This window comes from Enterobacter sp. SA197 (genome assembly GCF_054131575.1).
The window spans coordinates 4,812,449-4,830,948 of record NZ_CP096393.1; the positions used below are offsets into that span (position 1 = coordinate 4,812,449).

13 protein-coding genes are annotated in these 18,500 nt (G+C 53.6%); 7 read left to right on the forward strand and 6 right to left on the reverse strand.

Going from position 1 to position 18,500, the window contains the following annotated elements:
* Positions 1–162: 162 nt before the first annotated feature.
* From glyS to M1D91_RS22600, 3 genes are all read right to left on the reverse strand, one after another.
* Entirely contained in the window at positions 163–2,232 is a 2,070-nt protein-coding gene (glyS, locus tag M1D91_RS22590) for a glycine--tRNA ligase subunit beta (protein WP_437434091.1), read from the reverse strand.
* Between the two features lie 9 nt (positions 2,233–2,241).
* Positions 2,242–3,153: a glycine--tRNA ligase subunit alpha gene (gene glyQ, locus M1D91_RS22595; RefSeq protein WP_004126458.1), complete on the reverse strand. Its 912-nt coding sequence runs from the start codon at positions 3,151–3,153 to the stop codon at positions 2,242–2,244.
* Between the two features lie 104 nt (positions 3,154–3,257).
* Positions 3,258–3,560, reverse strand: a complete 303-nt coding sequence (locus M1D91_RS22600; protein WP_437434092.1) for a YsaB family lipoprotein — start codon at positions 3,558–3,560, stop codon at positions 3,258–3,260.
* Between the two features lie 175 nt (positions 3,561–3,735).
* Here M1D91_RS22600 and M1D91_RS22605 point away from each other — a divergent pair, with 175 nt between their 5' ends.
* Positions 3,736–4,731 carry an acyltransferase gene (locus M1D91_RS22605; RefSeq protein WP_437434093.1) on the forward strand — a complete coding sequence of 332 codons (996 nt, stop codon included), beginning with the start codon at positions 3,736–3,738 and terminating at the stop codon, positions 4,729–4,731.
* 243 nt (positions 4,732–4,974) lie between these two features.
* On the opposite strand, the gene xylB is transcribed toward M1D91_RS22605, so the two are convergent.
* Positions 4,975–6,429, reverse strand: a complete 1,455-nt coding sequence (gene xylB, locus M1D91_RS22610; RefSeq protein ID WP_437434094.1) for a xylulokinase — start codon at positions 6,427–6,429, stop codon at positions 4,975–4,977.
* A gap of 62 nt (positions 6,430–6,491) precedes the next feature.
* The gene (gene xylA, locus M1D91_RS22615) at positions 6,492–7,814 is read right to left on the reverse strand and encodes a xylose isomerase (RefSeq protein WP_437434095.1); all 1,323 of its coding nucleotides are present in this window, start codon (positions 7,812–7,814) and stop codon (positions 6,492–6,494) included.
* A gap of 362 nt (positions 7,815–8,176) precedes the next feature.
* On the opposite strand from xylA, the gene xylF reads away from it, so the two are divergent.
* From xylF to xylR, 4 genes are all read left to right on the forward strand, one after another.
* Positions 8,177–9,169 (forward strand): D-xylose ABC transporter substrate-binding protein, encoded by a 993-nt coding sequence (gene xylF / locus M1D91_RS22620; RefSeq protein WP_437434096.1) that lies wholly within the window; start codon positions 8,177–8,179, stop codon positions 9,167–9,169.
* Positions 9,170–9,252: 83 nt separating this feature from the next.
* A complete protein-coding gene (locus tag M1D91_RS22625; protein WP_437434097.1) occupies positions 9,253–10,794 on the forward strand; it encodes a xylose ABC transporter ATP-binding protein in 1,542 nt (513 codons plus the stop codon).
* Positions 10,772–11,953, forward strand: a complete 1,182-nt coding sequence (xylH, locus tag M1D91_RS22630) for a xylose ABC transporter permease XylH (RefSeq protein WP_437434098.1) — start codon at positions 10,772–10,774, stop codon at positions 11,951–11,953. The genes M1D91_RS22625 and xylH overlap by 23 nt, the downstream gene beginning before the upstream one ends.
* Positions 11,954–12,046: 93 nt before the next feature.
* A complete protein-coding gene (gene xylR, locus M1D91_RS22635; protein ID WP_437434099.1) occupies positions 12,047–13,228 on the forward strand; it encodes a D-xylose utilization transcriptional activator XylR in 1,182 nt (393 codons plus the stop codon).
* Positions 13,229–13,284: 56 nt separating this feature from the next.
* Here xylR and M1D91_RS22640 read toward each other — a convergent pair whose 3' ends face one another.
* A complete protein-coding gene (locus tag M1D91_RS22640) occupies positions 13,285–14,112 on the reverse strand; it encodes a protein bax (protein WP_437434100.1) in 828 nt (275 codons plus the stop codon).
* A gap of 317 nt (positions 14,113–14,429) precedes the next feature.
* Here M1D91_RS22640 and M1D91_RS22645 point away from each other — a divergent pair, with 317 nt between their 5' ends.
* Together M1D91_RS22645 and avtA are read left to right on the forward strand one after the other, a co-directional pair.
* Complete coding sequence (locus M1D91_RS22645) at positions 14,430–16,460, forward strand: alpha-amylase (protein ID WP_437434101.1); 2,031 nt, start codon at positions 14,430–14,432, stop codon at positions 16,458–16,460.
* 178 nt (positions 16,461–16,638) lie between these two features.
* The gene (gene avtA, locus M1D91_RS22650) at positions 16,639–17,892 is read left to right on the forward strand and encodes a valine--pyruvate transaminase (RefSeq protein WP_437434102.1); all 1,254 of its coding nucleotides are present in this window, start codon (positions 16,639–16,641) and stop codon (positions 17,890–17,892) included.
* The last annotated feature ends 608 nt before the right edge of the window (positions 17,893–18,500 follow it).

Consider the following 18,500-nt stretch of genomic DNA (forward strand, 5'->3'; position numbering starts at 1 on the left):
CGCTCCAGAATGACGAGGGCTTCGTCGAGGCAAAGGATAGCCGCAGAATGGTCAGGATGACAAGGTTAAATTTTAGACTCTTATTCGAGATCGCTTTGAAGAATGGAGATTCAGATAATAAAAAACCCGCCGGGCGGCAGGTTTTTTTAATTAACGTAACCGTTACTGCAACAGCGAAATATCCGCGACCTGCAGGAACAATTCACGCAGTTTGGCGAGCAGCGTCAGACGATTGAGACGCACCTCTTTCTCTTCCGCGTTAACCATGACGTTTTCGAAGAACTCATCCACTGGCTCACGCAGCGCCGCCAGTTCAATCAGGGCTTCCTGATAGCGACCTTCCGCGAAATAAGGCTGCAGTTTATCGCGCAACACAACGAGGTTGCCCGCCAGTTTGATTTCTGCCGCTTCTTTCAGAACGGAAGCATGCACGATGTCGTTCAGCGTTTCGTCGGATTTCGCCAGAATGTTGGAGACACGCTTGTTGGCTGCCGCCAGCGCAGAGGCCTCTTCCAGGGAGCGGAAATGGGACACTGCTTTCATGCGTGCATCGAAGTCTGCCGGACGGGTCGGACGACGCGCCAGCACCGCCTGAATGGTGTCCACGGTGTAGCCTTCGTCCTGATACCAGGCGCGGAAGCGGCCGAGCATAAAGTCGATAACATCATCCACGACTTTCGCATTGGTCAGCTTGTCGCCGTACAGACGCACCGCCTCTTCGGTCAGCGTTTGCAGATCCAGATTCAGGTTCTTCTCAACGATGATACGCAGCACGCCCAGTGCAGCACGACGCAGCGCAAACGGGTCTTTGTCGCCTTTCGGATGCTGACCGATACCGAAGATACCCGCCAGGGTGTCCATCTTATCGGCAATCGCGACCGCGCAGGCTACCGGATTAGACGGCAGGTCATCACCGGCAAAACGCGGCTGGTACTGTTCGTTCAGCGCGACGGCAACGTCTTCCGCTTCACCGTCATGACGCGCATAGTGCATGCCCATCACGCCCTGGGTGTCGGTGAACTCGAAGACCATGTTGGTCATCAGGTCGCACTTGGACAGCAGCCCCGCGCGGGTGGCGTGGTTAACATCCGCGCCCGTCTGACCGGCAATCCAGCCCGCCAGGGCCTGAATACGGTCAGTTTTGTCACGCAGCGTACCCAGTTGCTGCTGGAACAGCACGGTTTGCAGACGCGGCAGATTATCTTCCAGACGTTTTTTACGGTCAGTATTGAAGAAGAACTCGGCATCCGCCAGACGCGGGCGCACTACCTTTTCGTTACCGGAGATGATCTGCTGCGGATCTTTGGATTCGATATTCGCCACGAAGATAAAGTTTGGCAGCAGCTTGCCCGCGTTGTCATAAACCGGGAAGTACTTCTGATCGCCCTTCATGGTGTAGACCAGCGCTTCAGCAGGCACCGCGAGGAACTTCTCTTCGAATTTCGCCGTCAGCACTACCGGCCATTCCACCAGCGAGGTGACCTCTTCCAGCAGGCTTTCGCTCAGATCAGCATTACCGCCAATCTTACGTGCAGCCGCTTCGGCATCCGCTTTGATGGTCGCTTTACGCGCGTCGTAGTCGGCGATGACTTTACCGCGCTCGAGCAGAATTTGCGGATACTGATCGGCATGGTCGATGGTGAATTCCGGCTCGCCCATAAAGCGGTGCCCGCGAATCACGCGATCGGACTGAATGCCCAGAATGGTTGCCGGAATGAGTTTGTCGCCCAGCAGCAGGGTCACGGTATGCACCGGACGCACGAAGTGGACGTCGCTTGCACCCCAGCGCATCAGTTTCGGGATCGGCAGTTTCGCCAGAGAGGTGGCAACCATGTTCGGCAGCAGCGCTTCTGCGCTTTCGCCTTTGACATGAGCGCGATACAGCAGCCATTCACCTTTATCGGTGGTCAGACGCTCGGCCTGGTCAACGGTGATACCGCAACCGCGTGCCCAGCCCTCTGCCGCTTTGCTCGGTTTACCCTCAGCATCGAACGCCGCAGAAACTGCCGGGCCGCGTTTTTCGACTTCGCGATCCGGCTGGGATGCCGCCAGGTTCGCCACTTTCAGCGCCAGACGGCGCGGTGCCGCAAACCACTCGACGTTACCATGCACAAGGCCTGCGTTATCAAGCTCGGCCGTCACGTTCGCAGCAAAGGACTCCGCCAGGCTGCGCAGGGCTTTTGGTGGCAGCTCTTCGGTGCCGATTTCCACCAGGAAAGTATTCTCAGACATGGCCGCCTCTTATTTATTCTTGTTGCACATCGGGAAGCCGAGGGCTTCACGGGAAGCATAATAAGCTTCAGCTACCGCTTTGGTCAGGGTGCGAATGCGCAGGATGTAGCGCTGACGCTCGGTAACGGAGATGGCTTTACGCGCATCCAGCAGGTTGAAGCTATGTGCGGCTTTCAGAATACGCTCGTAGGCAGGCAGCGGCAGCGGATTTTCCAGCGCCAGCAGCTGCTGGGCTTCTTTCTCGTACTGTTCAAAGCAGGAGAACAGGAAGTCCACATCAGCGTATTCGAAGTTGTAGGTGGACTGCTCCACTTCGTTCTGATGAAACACGTCGCCGTAGGTGGTTTTACCCAGCGGGCCGTCGCTCCAGACCAGGTCATAAACGCTGTCTACGCCCTGAATGTACATCGCCAGACGTTCCAGACCGTAGGTGATTTCACCGGTAACGGGTTTACACTCCAGGCCACCAACCTGCTGGAAGTAAGTGAACTGCGTCACTTCCATGCCGTTCAGCCACACTTCCCAGCCCAGTCCCCAGGCACCCAGCGTCGGGTTTTCCCAGTTATCTTCCACGAAGCGAATATCGTGAATGGTCGGGTCCATACCCAGCTCTTTCAGCGACCCCAGGTACAGCTCCTGGATGTTATCCGGTGATGGTTTGATGACCACCTGGAACTGATAGTAGTGCTGTAAACGGTTCGGGTTTTCGCCGTAGCGGCCATCGGTCGGGCGTCGAGAAGGCTGCACGTAGGCGGTCGCCATCGGCTCCGGCCCTAACGCGCGCAGACAGGTCATGGGATGAGAGGTGCCGGCGCCAACTTCCATGTCCAGTGGTTGAACAATGGTGCAGCCCTGGCGAGCCCAGTAATCCTGTAAGGTCAGGATCAGGCCCTGAAAGGTCCTGGTATCAAACTTTTGCATATTATTTCGTGCTGGATACGTGTGGATTTAAGGAAGGGCTCAGTATACCCGCTGAGTGCAAGATATACAGTATGAAACAGGTTTGTTTAGGGAAAATTGAAAAACTAGCGCATAGAAAGGTGCAAAAACTGCCCTTCTGCATCGAAAGCGCAGACAAAGCGCTCCTTCAGAGGGGTAAACCCGCGCATTTCATAGCTACTCTGGAACTGTTCAAACCCGATAACGGCGATTTTTTGCCTGTCGGTGTTGTAGCGGTAGGCCGCACTATTCCTGCACTGTTGCTCCATTGCCAGCGAATGTGACGGGCTGACTTTGGTTTTTTGCGCCTTTTGTTCAGGTGCGGTCTGCTGAGCGCTGCATCCGGCGATAAGTAATGTCAGCGCTGTTGCTATCTCTTTCATCATCATTTTCTTACCGTCAGCCGGGCATGCTGTTATTTTTATCAGGAACACCTTCGAACCCTAAATCTTGCAAACCCAGCCGCCGGGTAACAAGCGCAGGCGGGAAAACTCAGAATTATCCAGTGAGAAAGTGGAATAAATCGTTAGTCTGAGGGTATTTGACGGGAAAATTGAGGAACTGATGTCGCCGAAAATTAACTGGATTGAAAATCTGCGAGGGATCGCCTGTTTGATGGTTGTGATGATCCATACCACAAGCTGGTATATCACCAATGCGGCAAGCGTCAGCACCTTCGACTGGGGAGTCGCCAATCTCCTGAACTCCGCGTCACGTGTCAGCGTGCCGCTCTTTTTTATGATTTCAGGCTATCTTTTCTTCGGCGAGCGCAGCGCGCAACCGCGTCATTTTTTACGCATCGGCCTCTGTTTACTGTTCTACAGTACCCTCGCCTTTGCGTATATTTTCTTTTTCACTTCGATTAACAGCGATTTAGCGCTGAAAAACCTGCTGCAAAAGCCGGTGTTCTACCACCTTTGGTTCTTCTTCGCGATTATCGTCATCTACCTGGTATCACCGTTAATTCAGGTAAAAACCGTCAGCGGAAAAATGCTGCTGGCGCTCATGGTGGTGATTGGCGTCATCGCAAATCCGAATACGGTGGCACAAAAAATGGGGGGCTTCGAGTGGCTCCCGATCAATCTCTATATCAATGGCGATACTTTTTACTATGTGGTGTATGGCCTGCTGGGTCGCGCCCTGGGGATGATGGACACCCACAAAAAACCACTCAGCGCGGTAAGCGCCGTTGTCTTCGTGCTGGCGGTCTGGGCCATCTCGCATGGCACACTGAACGAACTGAAATGGCGCGGTAACTTCGCCGATACCTGGTATCTGTACTGCGGCCCGTTGGTCTTCATTTGTGCTATAACGCTGTTAACACTGGTGAAAAACACTCTTAACACCCGGGTTTTACCTGGGCTGCGCATGATTTCGCAACACTCACTGGGGATCTACGGTTTTCACGCCCTGATTATCCATGCGCTGCGTACGCGTGGCGTGGAAATCCAGCGCTGGCCGGTACTCGATATTATCTGGATATTTAGTATCACGCTGGTGGTGAGTCTGGGGCTGTCGATGCTGTTACAGCGTGTTGATACGCGGCGTTATATTAGTTGAGAGAAGACACCCGGCCGCGGCATCCTCAACCAATGGGCTGAGGGATCCGCATAAAAATGCGAGTACGGGCAATCCCTCCGCCCGCTTCCCTGCGGGCGGCCCCGGTCAGCCGCCAACGTCTCATCGGTTTTCAGCCAGACCCTGTCATCGCTGTAACTGTTTTATTCCCATTGCGCGGTGTTATCGCTGTAAAACGTAATATTACCGCGGATTCCTCAGCCCAATGGGCGAGGGAACCTGGATTCAGGACATTAACGGTAAAAGCTGCTGATAAATGCGGCGGAAGGTTTCGCGACGCGGCTGGTAAGAAGCGTGGCGGGCTGCATCCGGGATATGTTGTTGCTCAATAGTCAGTTGCGGTAAAAGACGGGCAGGCGGCACGTCAGGATGAAGCGCAATTTGCGCCAGCCGGGCAGCCCCAAGCGCCGGCCCGACATCCCCGCCCGTGCGGTAGTCCAGTTGCTGACCGCTGATATCCGCGAGCATCTGCCGCCAGTAGCCGCTACGTGCCCCACCGCCTATCAACGTCACACGCTGTGGCGTCACTCCACAGGCGTGTACTACGTCCATGCCATCCGCCAGCGCATAACCCACGCCTTCCAGCACCGACTTTGCCAGCTCATTCGGCCCATGCTGATGGGTCAGACCAAAAAAGACGCCTTTGGCTTGCGGATTATTATGTGGTGTACGCTCACCGGACAAATAAGGCAAAAACCAGAGATCGCCCGCTCGCTCGTCCGCGTGTTCCGCCGCCGCAATAAACGCCTGCACCGAAGGCTGACCGGTCAGTTTTGCCGCCCAGTCCAGGCAAGAGGCAGCACTTAACATGACAGACATCAAATGCCAGCGCCCAGGCAGCGCGTGGCAGAAGCTATGTACGGCGCTTTCGGGCTTGCTGAGGAATCCTTCACTTACCGCAAAATAAACGCCTGAGGTGCCGAGCGACAGCATTGCCTGCCCCGCATCCGCCATGCCGACACCCACGGCGCCGGCGGCGTTATCACCTCCACCCGCGACAACAGGAACAGGCGACATCCCCCACCGTTCGGCAATATCAGGTAACAGGGTGCCCGTCACATCGCACCCCTCGAACAGCGCAGGCATGTGGTCGCGGGTAAGCCCGCAGGCGGCGAGCATCTCATCGCTCCAGTCGCGTTTTGCCACATCCAGCCACATGGTTCCGGCGGCATCAGACATGTCGCTGGCGTAGGTCCCGGTCATTTGCAGCCGCAGGTAATCCTTCGGCAGGAGGACTTTTGCCACCCGTGCAAACCGTTCGGGCTCGTGGCGCTTCACCCAGAGCAGCTTCGGTGCGGTGAAGCCCGGCATCATCAGGTTACCGGTAATGGCGCGGGAATTTTCCACCGCAGATTCCAGCAACCTGCACTCTTCTGCACAGCGTCCGTCATTCCACAAAATAGCCGGGCGCAGTACCTGATCGTCTTTATCCAGTAGTGTCGCACCGTGCATCTGCCCGGCCAGGCCAATAGCCTTTACCTGCTGCAAAGTGTGCTGTTCGCTTAAGCCGCGGATGGCGCGGTCCGTCGCCTGCCACCAGTGACCGGGATCCTGCTCAGACCAGAGCGGGTGCGGACGCGACACCGTGAGCTTTTCCGTTTGCGACCCCAGGACGGTGCCCTGCTCATCGAGCAAAATCGCCTTCACCCCGGATGTGCCAAGATCGATCCCGATATACATAGCGGTAACTCCTTTGAAAACCATGCCCGATCGCTGACCGGGCCGTTGAGTGCCTCAGGCGATTATTTGTCGAACAGGTAATGATTAACCAGATTCTCCAGCAATTCCTGATGCCCGCTCTGATGAACTGGCGCCAGGTTCTGCTGTTCAGCGTACTTCGCCAGCTCCGCAAGCGTTAGCTGCCCCTGAAGAATTTGCTGGCCCAGTTCACCATTCCACCCTGCGTAACGTTTTGCCACACGCTTATCGAGCTCGCCCTCCTGGGTCATTCGCGCTGCGACTTTTAACGCCAGCGCCATAGTGTCCATCGCCCCGATGTGGCCATAGAAGAGGTCATATTTATCGGTGCTCTGGCGGCGTACTTTGGCATCGAAATTGAGACCACCGGTGGTGAACCCGCCCGCTTTGATGATTTCATACATCACCAGCGCATTCTCCTCAACGCTAATCGGGAACTGGTCGGTATCCCAACCCAGCTGCGGGTCGCCACGGTTGGCATCCACTGAACCAAAGATTCCCAGCGCAATGGCAGAGGCGATTTCATGATGGAAAGAGTGCCCCGCCAGGGTCGCATGGTTGGCTTCGATATTAACTTTGATCTCTTTTTCCAGACCAAACTGTTTCAGGAAGCCATACACCGTTGCCACGTCATAATCGTACTGGTGCTTGGTCGGCTCCTGCGGCTTCGGCTCGATCAGCAGCGTGCCACGGAAGCCAATTTTATGTTTATGCTCGACCACCATCTGCATAAAGCGGCCAATCTGCTCGCGCTCCTGCCGCAAATCCGTGTTAAGCAGTGTTTCATACCCTTCACGCCCTCCCCACAGCACGTAGTTTTCACCGCCGAGTTTATGCGTGGCATTCATGGCATTGGCGACCTGGGTAGCGGCCCAACTGAATACGTCAGGATCCGGGTTAGTGGCGGCACCGGCGCCGTAGCGCGGGTTGGTGAAGCAGTTGGCGGTACCCCACAACAGCTTGACTCCACTCTGCTGCTGTTTTTCTGCCAGCACGTCCACCATTTGCGCGAAGTTATTGATGTATTCCTTCAGCGATGCGCCTTCCGGTGAGACGTCAACATCGTGGAAGCAGTAGTAGGGCACATTCAGCTTGTGGAAGAATTCAAATGCAACGTCAGCTTTGCGTTTCGCCAGCTCAAGCGCGTCTCCCGGCTTCTGCCAGGGCCTGTCGAAGGAGCCCACGCCAAACATGTCTGCGCCATTCCAGCAGAAGGTGTGCCAGTAACAGGCGGCAAAGCGCAGGTGATCTTCCATTCGTTTACCCAGCACCAACTCGTCCGGGTTGTAATGGCGAAACGCTAATGGATTGGTGGTAGTCGGGCCTTCAAAACGAACACGTTCGAGCTGGTCAAAATAAGCTTGCATATTGAGCTCCATAATCAGGTGTGCGGCAAAGTTTCACTCTCGAAGTAATACTGAGTTGTCTCATTGCCTTGCTCAATTACGTTATTTCACACTGCCATTAAGAGAATACGCAAATGTGCGCTGTCTCGCAAAAACTGGGCTATTATTTTTGCGGTGCCCTTCCTGTTTTTTTCGCAAAACCGATTCCGCTTATTTTAAAATCAGATCGCGGTCAAACTTCCACAAATAAACCAAAAATCATAACGCCTGGATAAAAATCAGGAATTGCCAGCTCCTGCTTCCGTGTTAAAAATTTGCAACGATCGACGCAGTGCATGTTTCTTTTATCTCAGCTTTGTCACCCTACAAAAGGTATTACTATTATGAAGATAAAGAACCTTTGCCTTACTCTCTGTGCTTCATTGCTGCTCGCCAGCATGGCGGGTCACGCGAAAGAAGTAAAAATTGGTATGGCTATCGATGACTTACGTCTCGAACGCTGGCAAAAAGACCGTGATATTTTCGTGAAGAAGGCCGAGTCGCTGGGTGCCACCGTGTTCGTGCAGTCAGCCAACGGAAATGAAGAAACGCAGATGTCGCAAATTGAAAATATGATAAACCGCGGCGTAGATGTTCTGGTCATTATTCCATACAACGGTCAGGTATTAAGTAATGTCGTAAAAGAAGCCAAACAGGAAGGGATTAAAGTGCTGGCTTACGACCGCATGATTAATAATGCCGATATCGATTTTTACATCTCTTTTGACAATGAAAAAGTGGGTGAGTTACAAGCACAAAGTCTTGTCAGCAAAGTGCCGCAAGGGAATTACTTCTTAATGGGTGGCTCACCGGTTGATAATAATGCCAAGTTATTCCGTGCCGGTCAGATGAAAGTGTTAAAACCCTATGTTGACAGTGGAAAAATTAAAATCGTTGGCGATCAGTGGGTAGATGGCTGGTTGCCAGAAAATGCGCTGAAAATTATGGAAAATGCGCTGACGGCCAACAATAACAAAATTGATGCCGTTGTTGCCTCCAATGACGCCACCGCTGGCGGCGCGATTCAGGCATTAAGTGCCCAGGGGCTCGCCGGAAAAGTCGTGATTTCAGGTCAGGATGCTGACCTTGCGGGTATCAAACGGCTTATCAACGGTAGCCAGACGATGACGGTCTATAAGCCCATCACGCAGCTGGCAAACACCGCCGCAGAAATTGCCGTTGAGTTGGGCAATGGCAAAACCCCCAAATCCGATACCACCCTTAACAACGGTCTGAAGGAGGTCCCCTCCCGCTTACTGACGCCTATCGAAGTCACCAAAGACAACATCGACGCCACGGTTATCAAAGACGGCTTCCATCAGAAAGACCAGCTATAAGCCTCACGGCATGCCTCCAGCAAGGAGGCATGCCGGGTTCTCTCTTCAGGCACTGTGAATACCCCGAATGACGTGGAGCAGTTATGCCTTATTTACTTGAAATGAAGAACATCACCAAGGCCTTTGGCGCGGTCAAAGCCGTGGATAACGTCAGCCTGCAACTTAACGCAGGGGAAGTGGTGTCATTGTGCGGCGAAAATGGCTCCGGCAAATCCACACTGATGAAGGTACTTTGCGGCATCTACCCGTGGGGCACCTATGAGGGTGACATCGTTTTTGCAGGCGAAACGCTGCAAGCCGGCCATATCCGTGATACCGAACGCAAAGGCATTGCCATCATCCACCAGGAACTGGCGCTGGTGAAGCATCTGACGGTGCTTGAAAACATCTTCCTCGGCACCGAAATCACACGTCATGGCGTAATGGATTACGACACCATGACCCTGCGTTGCGAAAAGCTGCTCGCCCAGGTGAGCCTGAACATCTCACCGGATACCCGGGTGGGCGATCTTGGCCTTGGCCAGCAGCAGCTGGTGGAGATAGCGAAAGCGCTGAATAAGCAGGTGCGGTTATTGATTCTCGACGAACCGACCGCCTCGCTCACCGAGCAGGAAACTGCCGTACTGCTGGAGATTATTCGTGATCTGCAGCATCACGGTATCGCCTGCATTTATATTTCTCACAAGCTCAATGAAGTCAAAGCAATATCAAATGTGATTTGTGTTATCCGCGACGGGCAGCACATCGGTACGCGCGATGCTGCGGGGATGAGCGAAGATGACATCATCACCATGATGGTAGGCCGCGAACTCACAGCACTCTATCCCAATGAACCTCACGACACGGGGGATGAGATCCTCCGTGTTGAGCACCTCACCGCCTGGCACCCGGTGAATCGTCACATCAAGCGGGTCAATGACGTCTCCTTTTCCCTTAAGCGCGGGGAGATTCTGGGCATTGCCGGGCTGGTCGGGGCGGGGCGCACCGAAGCCGTTCAGTGCCTGTTTGGCGTCTGGCCTGGACGCTGGGAAGGGAAAATCTTTCTCGATGGCAGGCAGGTAGAAATCAACAACTGTCAGCAGGCGATTGCCAATGGCATCGCAATGGTACCGGAAGATCGCAAAAAAGACGGTATCGTGCCGGTGATGGCGGTCGGCAAAAACATCACGCTCGCGGCATTACACCAGTTTACCGGCAAGCTCAGTAGTCTGGACGACGCCGCCGAACAGCATTGCATTTTGCAGTCGCTGCAACGCCTCAAGGTCAAAACCTCCTCGCCAGACCTGGCAATTGGTCGCCTGAGCGGAGGGAATCAACAGAAGGCCATTCTGGCCCGCTGCCTGCTGCTCAACCCGCGCATTCTCATCCTGGATGAGCCGACGCGCGGCATTGATATCGGGGCAAAGTACGAAATTTATAAACTTATTAATCAACTGGTACAGCAGGGTATCGCCGTTATCGTCATCTCATCCGAATTACCTGAAGTGCTGGGGCTGAGCGATCGGGTGCTGGTGATGCATGAAGGCAAGTTAAAAGCCTCCCTTATTAATCATCAACTGACCCAGGAGCAGGTCATGGAAGCGGCGCTGAGGAGCGAACATCATGTCGAAAAGCAACCCGTCTGAAATGAAATTATCCGCCCCGCTACCTGGGGCATTTTCCGGACTCAAATCCCTGAACTTACAGGTGTTTGTCATGATTGCCGCCATCGCCGTGATCATGCTCTTTTTCACCTGGATGACCGACGGTGCGTACTTAAGCGCACGCAACGTCTCCAACCTGCTGCGCCAGACCGCCATTACCGGCATCCTGGCGGTAGGCATGGTATTTGTGATTATTTCGGCTGAAATAGACCTTTCCGTCGGTTCAATGATGGGCCTGTTAGGCGGCGCAGCGGCCATTTTTGACGTCTGGCTGGGCTGGCCGTTACCGTTGACCATTGTGGTGACGCTGGTACTCGGGCTGCTGTTAGGGGCATGGAACGGCTGGTGGGTCGCCTATCGTAAAGTACCTTCTTTCATCGTCACCCTGGCGGGCATGCTCGCTTTTCGCGGCGTGCTGATTGGTATCACGAATGGCACCACCGTCTCTCCTACCAGTAGCGCTATGTCGCAAATTGGTCAAAGTTATCTGCCTGATGGTGTTGGCTTTGGCGTGGGCGCTTTCGCGCTGGTCGCCTTCATTTTGTGGCAGTGGCGTGGCCGGCTACGTCGGCAGTCGCTGGGGCTGGCGACACCAGCTTCCACGTCAGTCGTCGGTCGCCAGGCACTGATTGCCGTGCTGGCACTCGGCGCAATCTGGCTACTGAATGATTATCGTGGTGTTCCAACCCCGGTGCTGTTGCTCGTGTTCCTGCTGATGGCGGGAATGTTCATGGCTACACGCACCGCCTTTGGTCGACGCATTTACGCTATTGGTGGCAACCTCGAAGCAGCTCGTCTTTCAGGGATTAATGTGGAACGCACCAAGCTGGCGGTCTTTGCTATTAATGGCCTGATGGTGGCGATTGCCGGTTTGATCCTGAGCTCACGCCTCGGTGCAGGCTCCCCCTCGGCAGGTAATATCGCCGAGCTGGACGCCATCGCCGCGTGTGTGATTGGGGGAACCAGCCTCGCGGGCGGTATCGGTAGCGTGGCGGGGGCGGTGATGGGGGCCTTCATTATGGCCTCGCTGGATAATGGCATGAGTATGATGGACGTGCCGACGTTCTGGCAGTACATCGTCAAAGGGGCGATTTTACTGCTGGCGGTATGGATGGATTCCGCCACCAAACGTCGGGCATGATCGCAATAATGGTCACACTGCCGGAAAATTTTCCTCCGGCAGTGTACTGAATATGATAAGCAGAGTTGATGATTCATTAGCGACGGAACCGACATGTTTGAAAAGCGCCACCGCATTACGTTGTTATTCAATGCCAACAAAGCCTATGACCGCCAGGTCGTTGAAGGCGTTGGCGAATATTTGCAGGCGTCACAATCAGAATGGGATATTTTTATCGAAGAAGATTTCCGTACCCGTATCGAGAATATCAAGGAGTGGCTCGGTGATGGGGTGATCGCTGACTATGATGACCCTGAAATCGAACGACTGCTGGCCGATGTGGACGTGCCTATCGTCGGCGTGGGTGGCTCCTACCATACCCCGGAGCACTACCCTCCCGTTCACTATATTGCTACGGACAATTACGCACTGGTTGAACATGCGTTTTTGCACCTGAAAGAGAAAGGAGTACACCGTTTTGCCTTCTACGGTCTGCCGCCGTCCAGCGGAAAGGGCTGGGCCGCAGAGCGCGAGCATGCGTTTTGCCAGCTCGTCGCCCAGGAGAAGTATCGCGGTGTGGTTTATCAAGGGCTGACTACGGCACCGGAGAACTGGCAGCATGCGCAGAACCGGCTGGCCGACTGGCTGCAAACACTCCCGCCACAAACGGGCATTATTGCCGTTACCGATGCCCGCGCACGCCATGTTTTACAGGTCTGCGACCACCTCCATATTCCGGTACCAGAAAAGCTCTGCGTGATTGGCATCGATAATGAAGAGCTGACACGCTATCTCTCCCGCGTGGCCCTTTCGTCAGTGGCGCAAGGGACCCGTCAGATGGGTTACCAGGCCGCCAAGCTGCTGCATCGCCTGCTTGATAATGAAACGATGCCATTACAGCGCCTGTTGGTGCCGCCGGTCCGTGTGGTTGCCCGACGTTCGACGGATTACCGTTCACTGAACGATCCGGCGGTTATCCAGGCCATGCATTACATCCGTAACCACGCCTGTAAGGGCATTAAGGTGGATCAGGTGCTGGATGCGGTGGGAATTTCGCGTTCGAATCTGGAAAAGCGCTTTAAAGAGGAAGTGGGCGAAACAATTCATGCGGTAATTCATGCGGAAAAGCTGGAGAAAGCGCGCAGCCTGCTGGTTTCCACTTCACTTTCAATCAATGAGATTTCCCAGATGTGTGGCTATCCATCGCTACAGTATTTCTATTCGGTGTTTCGCAAAGCGTATGACAGTACACCGAAGGAGTACCGCGAACGCTACGGGGAAGTGTTGCTGCCTTAGCGTGGCGTCAGAGTGGCAAAAATAAAACGCCTTCCAACTGGAAGGCGTTTGTGCAATTACATATGGGCGGCGATTAAACGCTGATTATCCTGATACATGGCAAACAGGTAATTGTTATAGCTTGCGCCCTTCGTTGAATAGCCTTTGAGCTTGTGAATCATAGTGCTGGCCGTTACTTCCTGATCCGCTTTACGCAGCTGCGCACGGGACTTACGGAACGACGAGTAAGCCGGATGGGTATTGAGGTTCACCACATACGCATTCACGGAGGCTTCAACAGACTCGAAGTGCGAATAGCCTTTCACTTTTCCAGGACCGTTAGTGCAGCGCCCTTTTCCGCATTTCATGCCGAACAGGTTATTGTTATTACGCGCCAGCTTAGAGGTACCCCAACCGCTTTCTGCGGCGGCCATGGTCGCCACCATGCTGTCCGGAATAATGTCCACGCGTTCCATTAACGCATTCCACGGAATACGGCGGGTATTGCCAGACCAGCTAATTTTATAGCGTTTGGCGATATCCTTAAGACGCGAACGATCGGACGTCGACCATTGCTGGCTGTATTGACGTTCCATTAGCCAGTTACGATCGGCAGTGATGGCCGCATTTTGACGAGTAATGTAGGGCATTACGGTCCGGAGAAACGCTTTCTTTCTTGGTGCTCCGGAAGGGTATTTTCGCAAATCAGGAAGTGAACTGCTATTTACACTATTGCGAGAATACTCTTGTTTACTGCTTACCTGTTTTTTACCGGTCGTCTTTGAGATTTGGGCCTTGTGACTCACTGTTTTGCTGTGCGTTTGGGCAAGCGCCTCACCTGAAAATACGATGGTGAGAAACATGAGTATCGTAGCCCCAAGTCGTCGCAAGGGAGTCGATATCATTAAGTCTCCTGGTCGGATATAAACATTCCAACACCTTATTTTTTTCACAATTTTGAGAGCGGAATCTCAAATCATACCAAAAATAACCACTCAGAGCACGTACAGAAATAAGCCAATTCCGAAAGCCTGTCATCACGAATCAACCAGAAAGCGAAAAAAATGCGTTAAAAATGTGGCGATTATCGCAAATCTTGGGCAAATTTTGCGCGCGATCACTCACCCTTCGTCCTCCTCCCTGCGATAACGCGCGCAGGAGGAGTTTGCAGGCCTGTGCTAATGGCAAGATGAGTAAAACAGACGTTACGGGAAGGATTGAGATGAGATACAGCCCCCTTTTTGCCCTGCTTTTACCGGCCATCGCCAGTGCGAACTGGTCTGCGACCGGATTTAATGCGTTTAAGGATGACGGCACCGGCGTATGGCGCAGCGAAGCCAGGCTGCAAAAAGGATCCTATCCGTTGACTCTGCAAGCCGATCAGCAGTGCTGGCAGCCCTCAGGGGAGATCAAACTCAATCAGATGCTCTCACTCAAGCCCTGTGCCGCAGAGGCACCGCGCTGGCGCATTTTCCGTGAAGGCGAGTACCGCATTCAGATTGATACCCGTTCGGGTACACCGACACTGATGTTGTCAGTAAAAAGCGAAGCAGCAGAGAAAGTCGTGGATGTGAGGCGTCAGTGTCCGGTCTGGGACGGTCAACCGCTGACGCTGGACGTCAGCCAGACCTTTCCTGAAGGCAGCGTGGTTCGCGATTTCTACAGCCAGAAAACGACCACCGTCCATCATGGCAAAATCACTCTGGCTCCCGCAGAAAATAGCGGGGGGCTGTTACTGCTTGAACGCGCCGAAACAGACGCACCGGCGCCCTTTAGCTGGCAAAACGCCACGCTCTACTTTGTGCTGACCGACCGTTTCGTTAACGGCGATCCGTCGAACGATAACAGCTACGGTCGACACAAAGACGGAATGGAAGAGATTGGCACCTTTCACGGCGGCGATCTGAAGGGACTCACCAGCCGGCTTGACTACCTGCAACAACTTGGGGTTAACGCTTTGTGGATAAGCTCGCCGCTGGAGCAAATTCACGGTTGGGTAGGCGGCGGAACAAAAGGCGATTTCCCCCATTATGCTTATCACGGCTATTACACACAGGACTGGACGAGACTGGATGCCAATATGGGTACCGGGGAAGAGTTACGCCAGTTAGTTGATGAAGCGCACAAGCGCGGCATTCGCATCCTGTTTGACGTCGTCATGAACCACACCGGTTACGCCACCCTCGCGGATATGCAGGAGTTTCAGTTCGGCGCCTTGTATGTACAGGGCGAAGAGCGCAAAAAAATCCTCGGCGAACGCTGGACCGACTGGCGTCCTGGAGCGGGGCAAAGCTGGCACAGTTTTAACGATTACATTAACTTCAGCGATAAAACCGCATGGCAAAACTGGTGGGGTAAAAACTGGATCCGTACCGACATTGGCAATTACGACAATCCTGGGTTTGACGATTTAACCATGTCGCTGGCCTTTCTGCCGGATCTTAAAACAGAGTCCACCTCGCCGTCCGGCCTGCCGGTTTTCTATCAGCATAAACCCGATACCGCAGCCCGCGAAAAGCCAGGCTATACGCCACGCGATTACCTGACGCACTGGCTGAGCCAATGGGTACGCGATTACGGCATTGACGGTTTTCGCGTCGACACCGCCAAACATGTTGAGCTTGCGGCCTGGCAACAGCTGAAGACCCAGGCAAGCGAGGCACTGGTGGAATGGAAAAAAGCCAACCCACAGAAAAAAATCGACGATGCGCCGTTCTGGATGACCGGAGAATCCTGGGGGCACGGCGTGATGCGCAGTGATTACTACAACCACGGTTTCGATGCGATGATCAATTTTGATTATCAGGAGCAGGCGGCCAGCGCGGTCAAATGCCTTGCCGACATGGATCTGGTCTGGCAGCAAATGGCGGAAAAACTGCAAAGCTTTAACGTCCTGAGCTACCTCTCTTCCCATGATACCCGCCTCTTCCGCGATGGGGGCCAGGAGGCGGCAGAGTTATTAATGCTGGCACCGGGCGCGATACAGATTTTTTACGGCGACGAGACAAACCGGCCTTTTGGCCCCACCGGCTCAGACCCGCTTCAGGGGACACGTTCAGACATGAACTGGCAGGATATCGACACCACCGAGGCACAACGGCTGCGCCACTGGCAAACCCTGGGGCAGTTCCGTGCCCGCCATCCGGCACTGGGAGGTGGAAAACAGACCACGCTCAGCCTGCAACAGGGGTATGGCTTTACTCGCACACTGGCCGGGGACAAGGTAATGGTGGTCTGGGCGGGCAATCGCTAAGACCGACCTGGCTCCCTCTGCCATGAGGGAGCCAGGTGACCAAAGCAAAATAAAAATCCATACAATCAAAAATAAGTGAAATAAAATCTCACACAACCCCCTCTCCTCCGATTTGCACAGCAGGGTATGTAGCGCTATGGTGAGCCATTTTTAAAATCAGACCGACAGAACCCTTGCTATGACATTCTCACTTTTCGGCGACAAATTTACCCGCCATGCAGGCATCACGCGCCTGATGGAAGACCTCAACGACGGTCTGCGCACCCCCGGAGCCATCATGCTTGGCGGGGGAAACCCGGCACAAATCCCGGCCATGACCGATTACTTCCACAACCTGCTCGCACAGATGCTGGAAAATGGCAAAGCCACTGATGCGCTTTGCAATTATGACGGCCCTCAGGGTAAGTCTGAGCTACTGACTTTGCTCGCTGCGATGCTGCGAAAAGAGTTTGGCTGGGATATTGAACCGCAGAACATCGCACTGACAAACGGCAGCCAGAGCGCATTTTTCTACTTGTTTAACCTTTTTGCAGGCCGACGCGCCGATGGAAGTACCAGAAAGGTTCTGTTCCCGCTGGCACCTGAGTACATTGGTTATGCCGATTCCGGCCTCGAAGACGATCTTTTTGTCTCTGCCCGCCCCAACATTGAACTGCTACCGGAAGGCCAGTTTAAGTACCACGTCGACTTCGAACATCTGCACATCGGTGAAGAGACAGGGATGATTTGCGTGTCGCGCCCGACGAACCCGACCGGCAATGTGATCACCGATGACGAGCTGATGAAACTCGATGCGCTGGCGAATCAGCACGGCATTCCGCTGGTTATTGATAATGCTTACGGTGTGCCCTTCCCTGGCATCATCTTTAGTGAAGCACGCCCGTTATGGAATCCGAATATCATTCTTTGCATGAGCCTGTCGAAGCTGGGCCTGCCGGGTAGTCGCTGCGGCATTATCATTGCGAATGACAAAGTGATTTCTGCCATCCGCAACATGAACGGCATTATCAGTCTTGCCCCGGGGGGCATCGGCCCTGCCATGATGAGTGAAATGATTAAGCGCAACGATCTGCTGCATTTGTCAGAAACTGTCATCAAGCCTTTCTATCACCAGCGTGTTCAGGAGACTGTCGCCCTCATCCGCCGCTATCTTCCTGAAGAGCGCTGCCTGATCCATAAGCCAGAAGGGGCAATCTTCCTCTGGCTGTGGTTTAAAGATTTGCCGATTACCACCGAGCTTCTCTACCAGCGGCTGAAGAAACGCGGCGTGCTGATGGTCCCGGGCCATTACTTCTTCCCGGGGCTGGACAAGCCCTGGCCTCATACTCACCAGTGCATGCGCATGAACTATGTACCGGACCCCGATAAGATCGAAGCGGGTATAAAAGTGCTTGCTGAAGAAATTGAAACCGCCTGGCGTGAACATGCCTGACGAAAAGGCCCTCCCCGGAGGGCCTTTTAAAATGACCAAATAACGTTTCTTTTGATAAGGTTTTTTGAGTAGTTTTCTGTTTTAATTAGCATATATCCCCTTGTACACTCCAAAGCTAATTCAGGAAATTAAGAAATATATTTTATAGTTAAATGTAGCTACACAAAAAATTTGAAGATAAGCAGCGATTAATCTCCAGATTAATTATTTATATTGTTGTTTTAATTAAAAAAATTATTAACTTAGAATATTTAAACCAGGATTAATCATATTTTACTGCTTTTTTAATATTTATTTCACTCCTTTCCTACCATAACGGAAAATCGGTATTACACTCATTCACTCGCAGACGACGTTTTATTTTAACGGTGCTTATCATAGCGGCGCCTGCAGGAATGGACTGCCCGCCAATAGCGGGGCGGACGACAGATGTGGACGTGTCTGTCACGCATCACGTATCCAACACCAGTGGGATCCCCAGCCAGCCGGGATAATCACCGGTTGAGTTGGCGGCATAAGAAACCAAAAAATCAGTCACTCCTTTTGTGCCCCCTTGCGGGGGCATTTCTTCAGCGCATTTTCATGGCGCTGGCACTCAGTACACATGG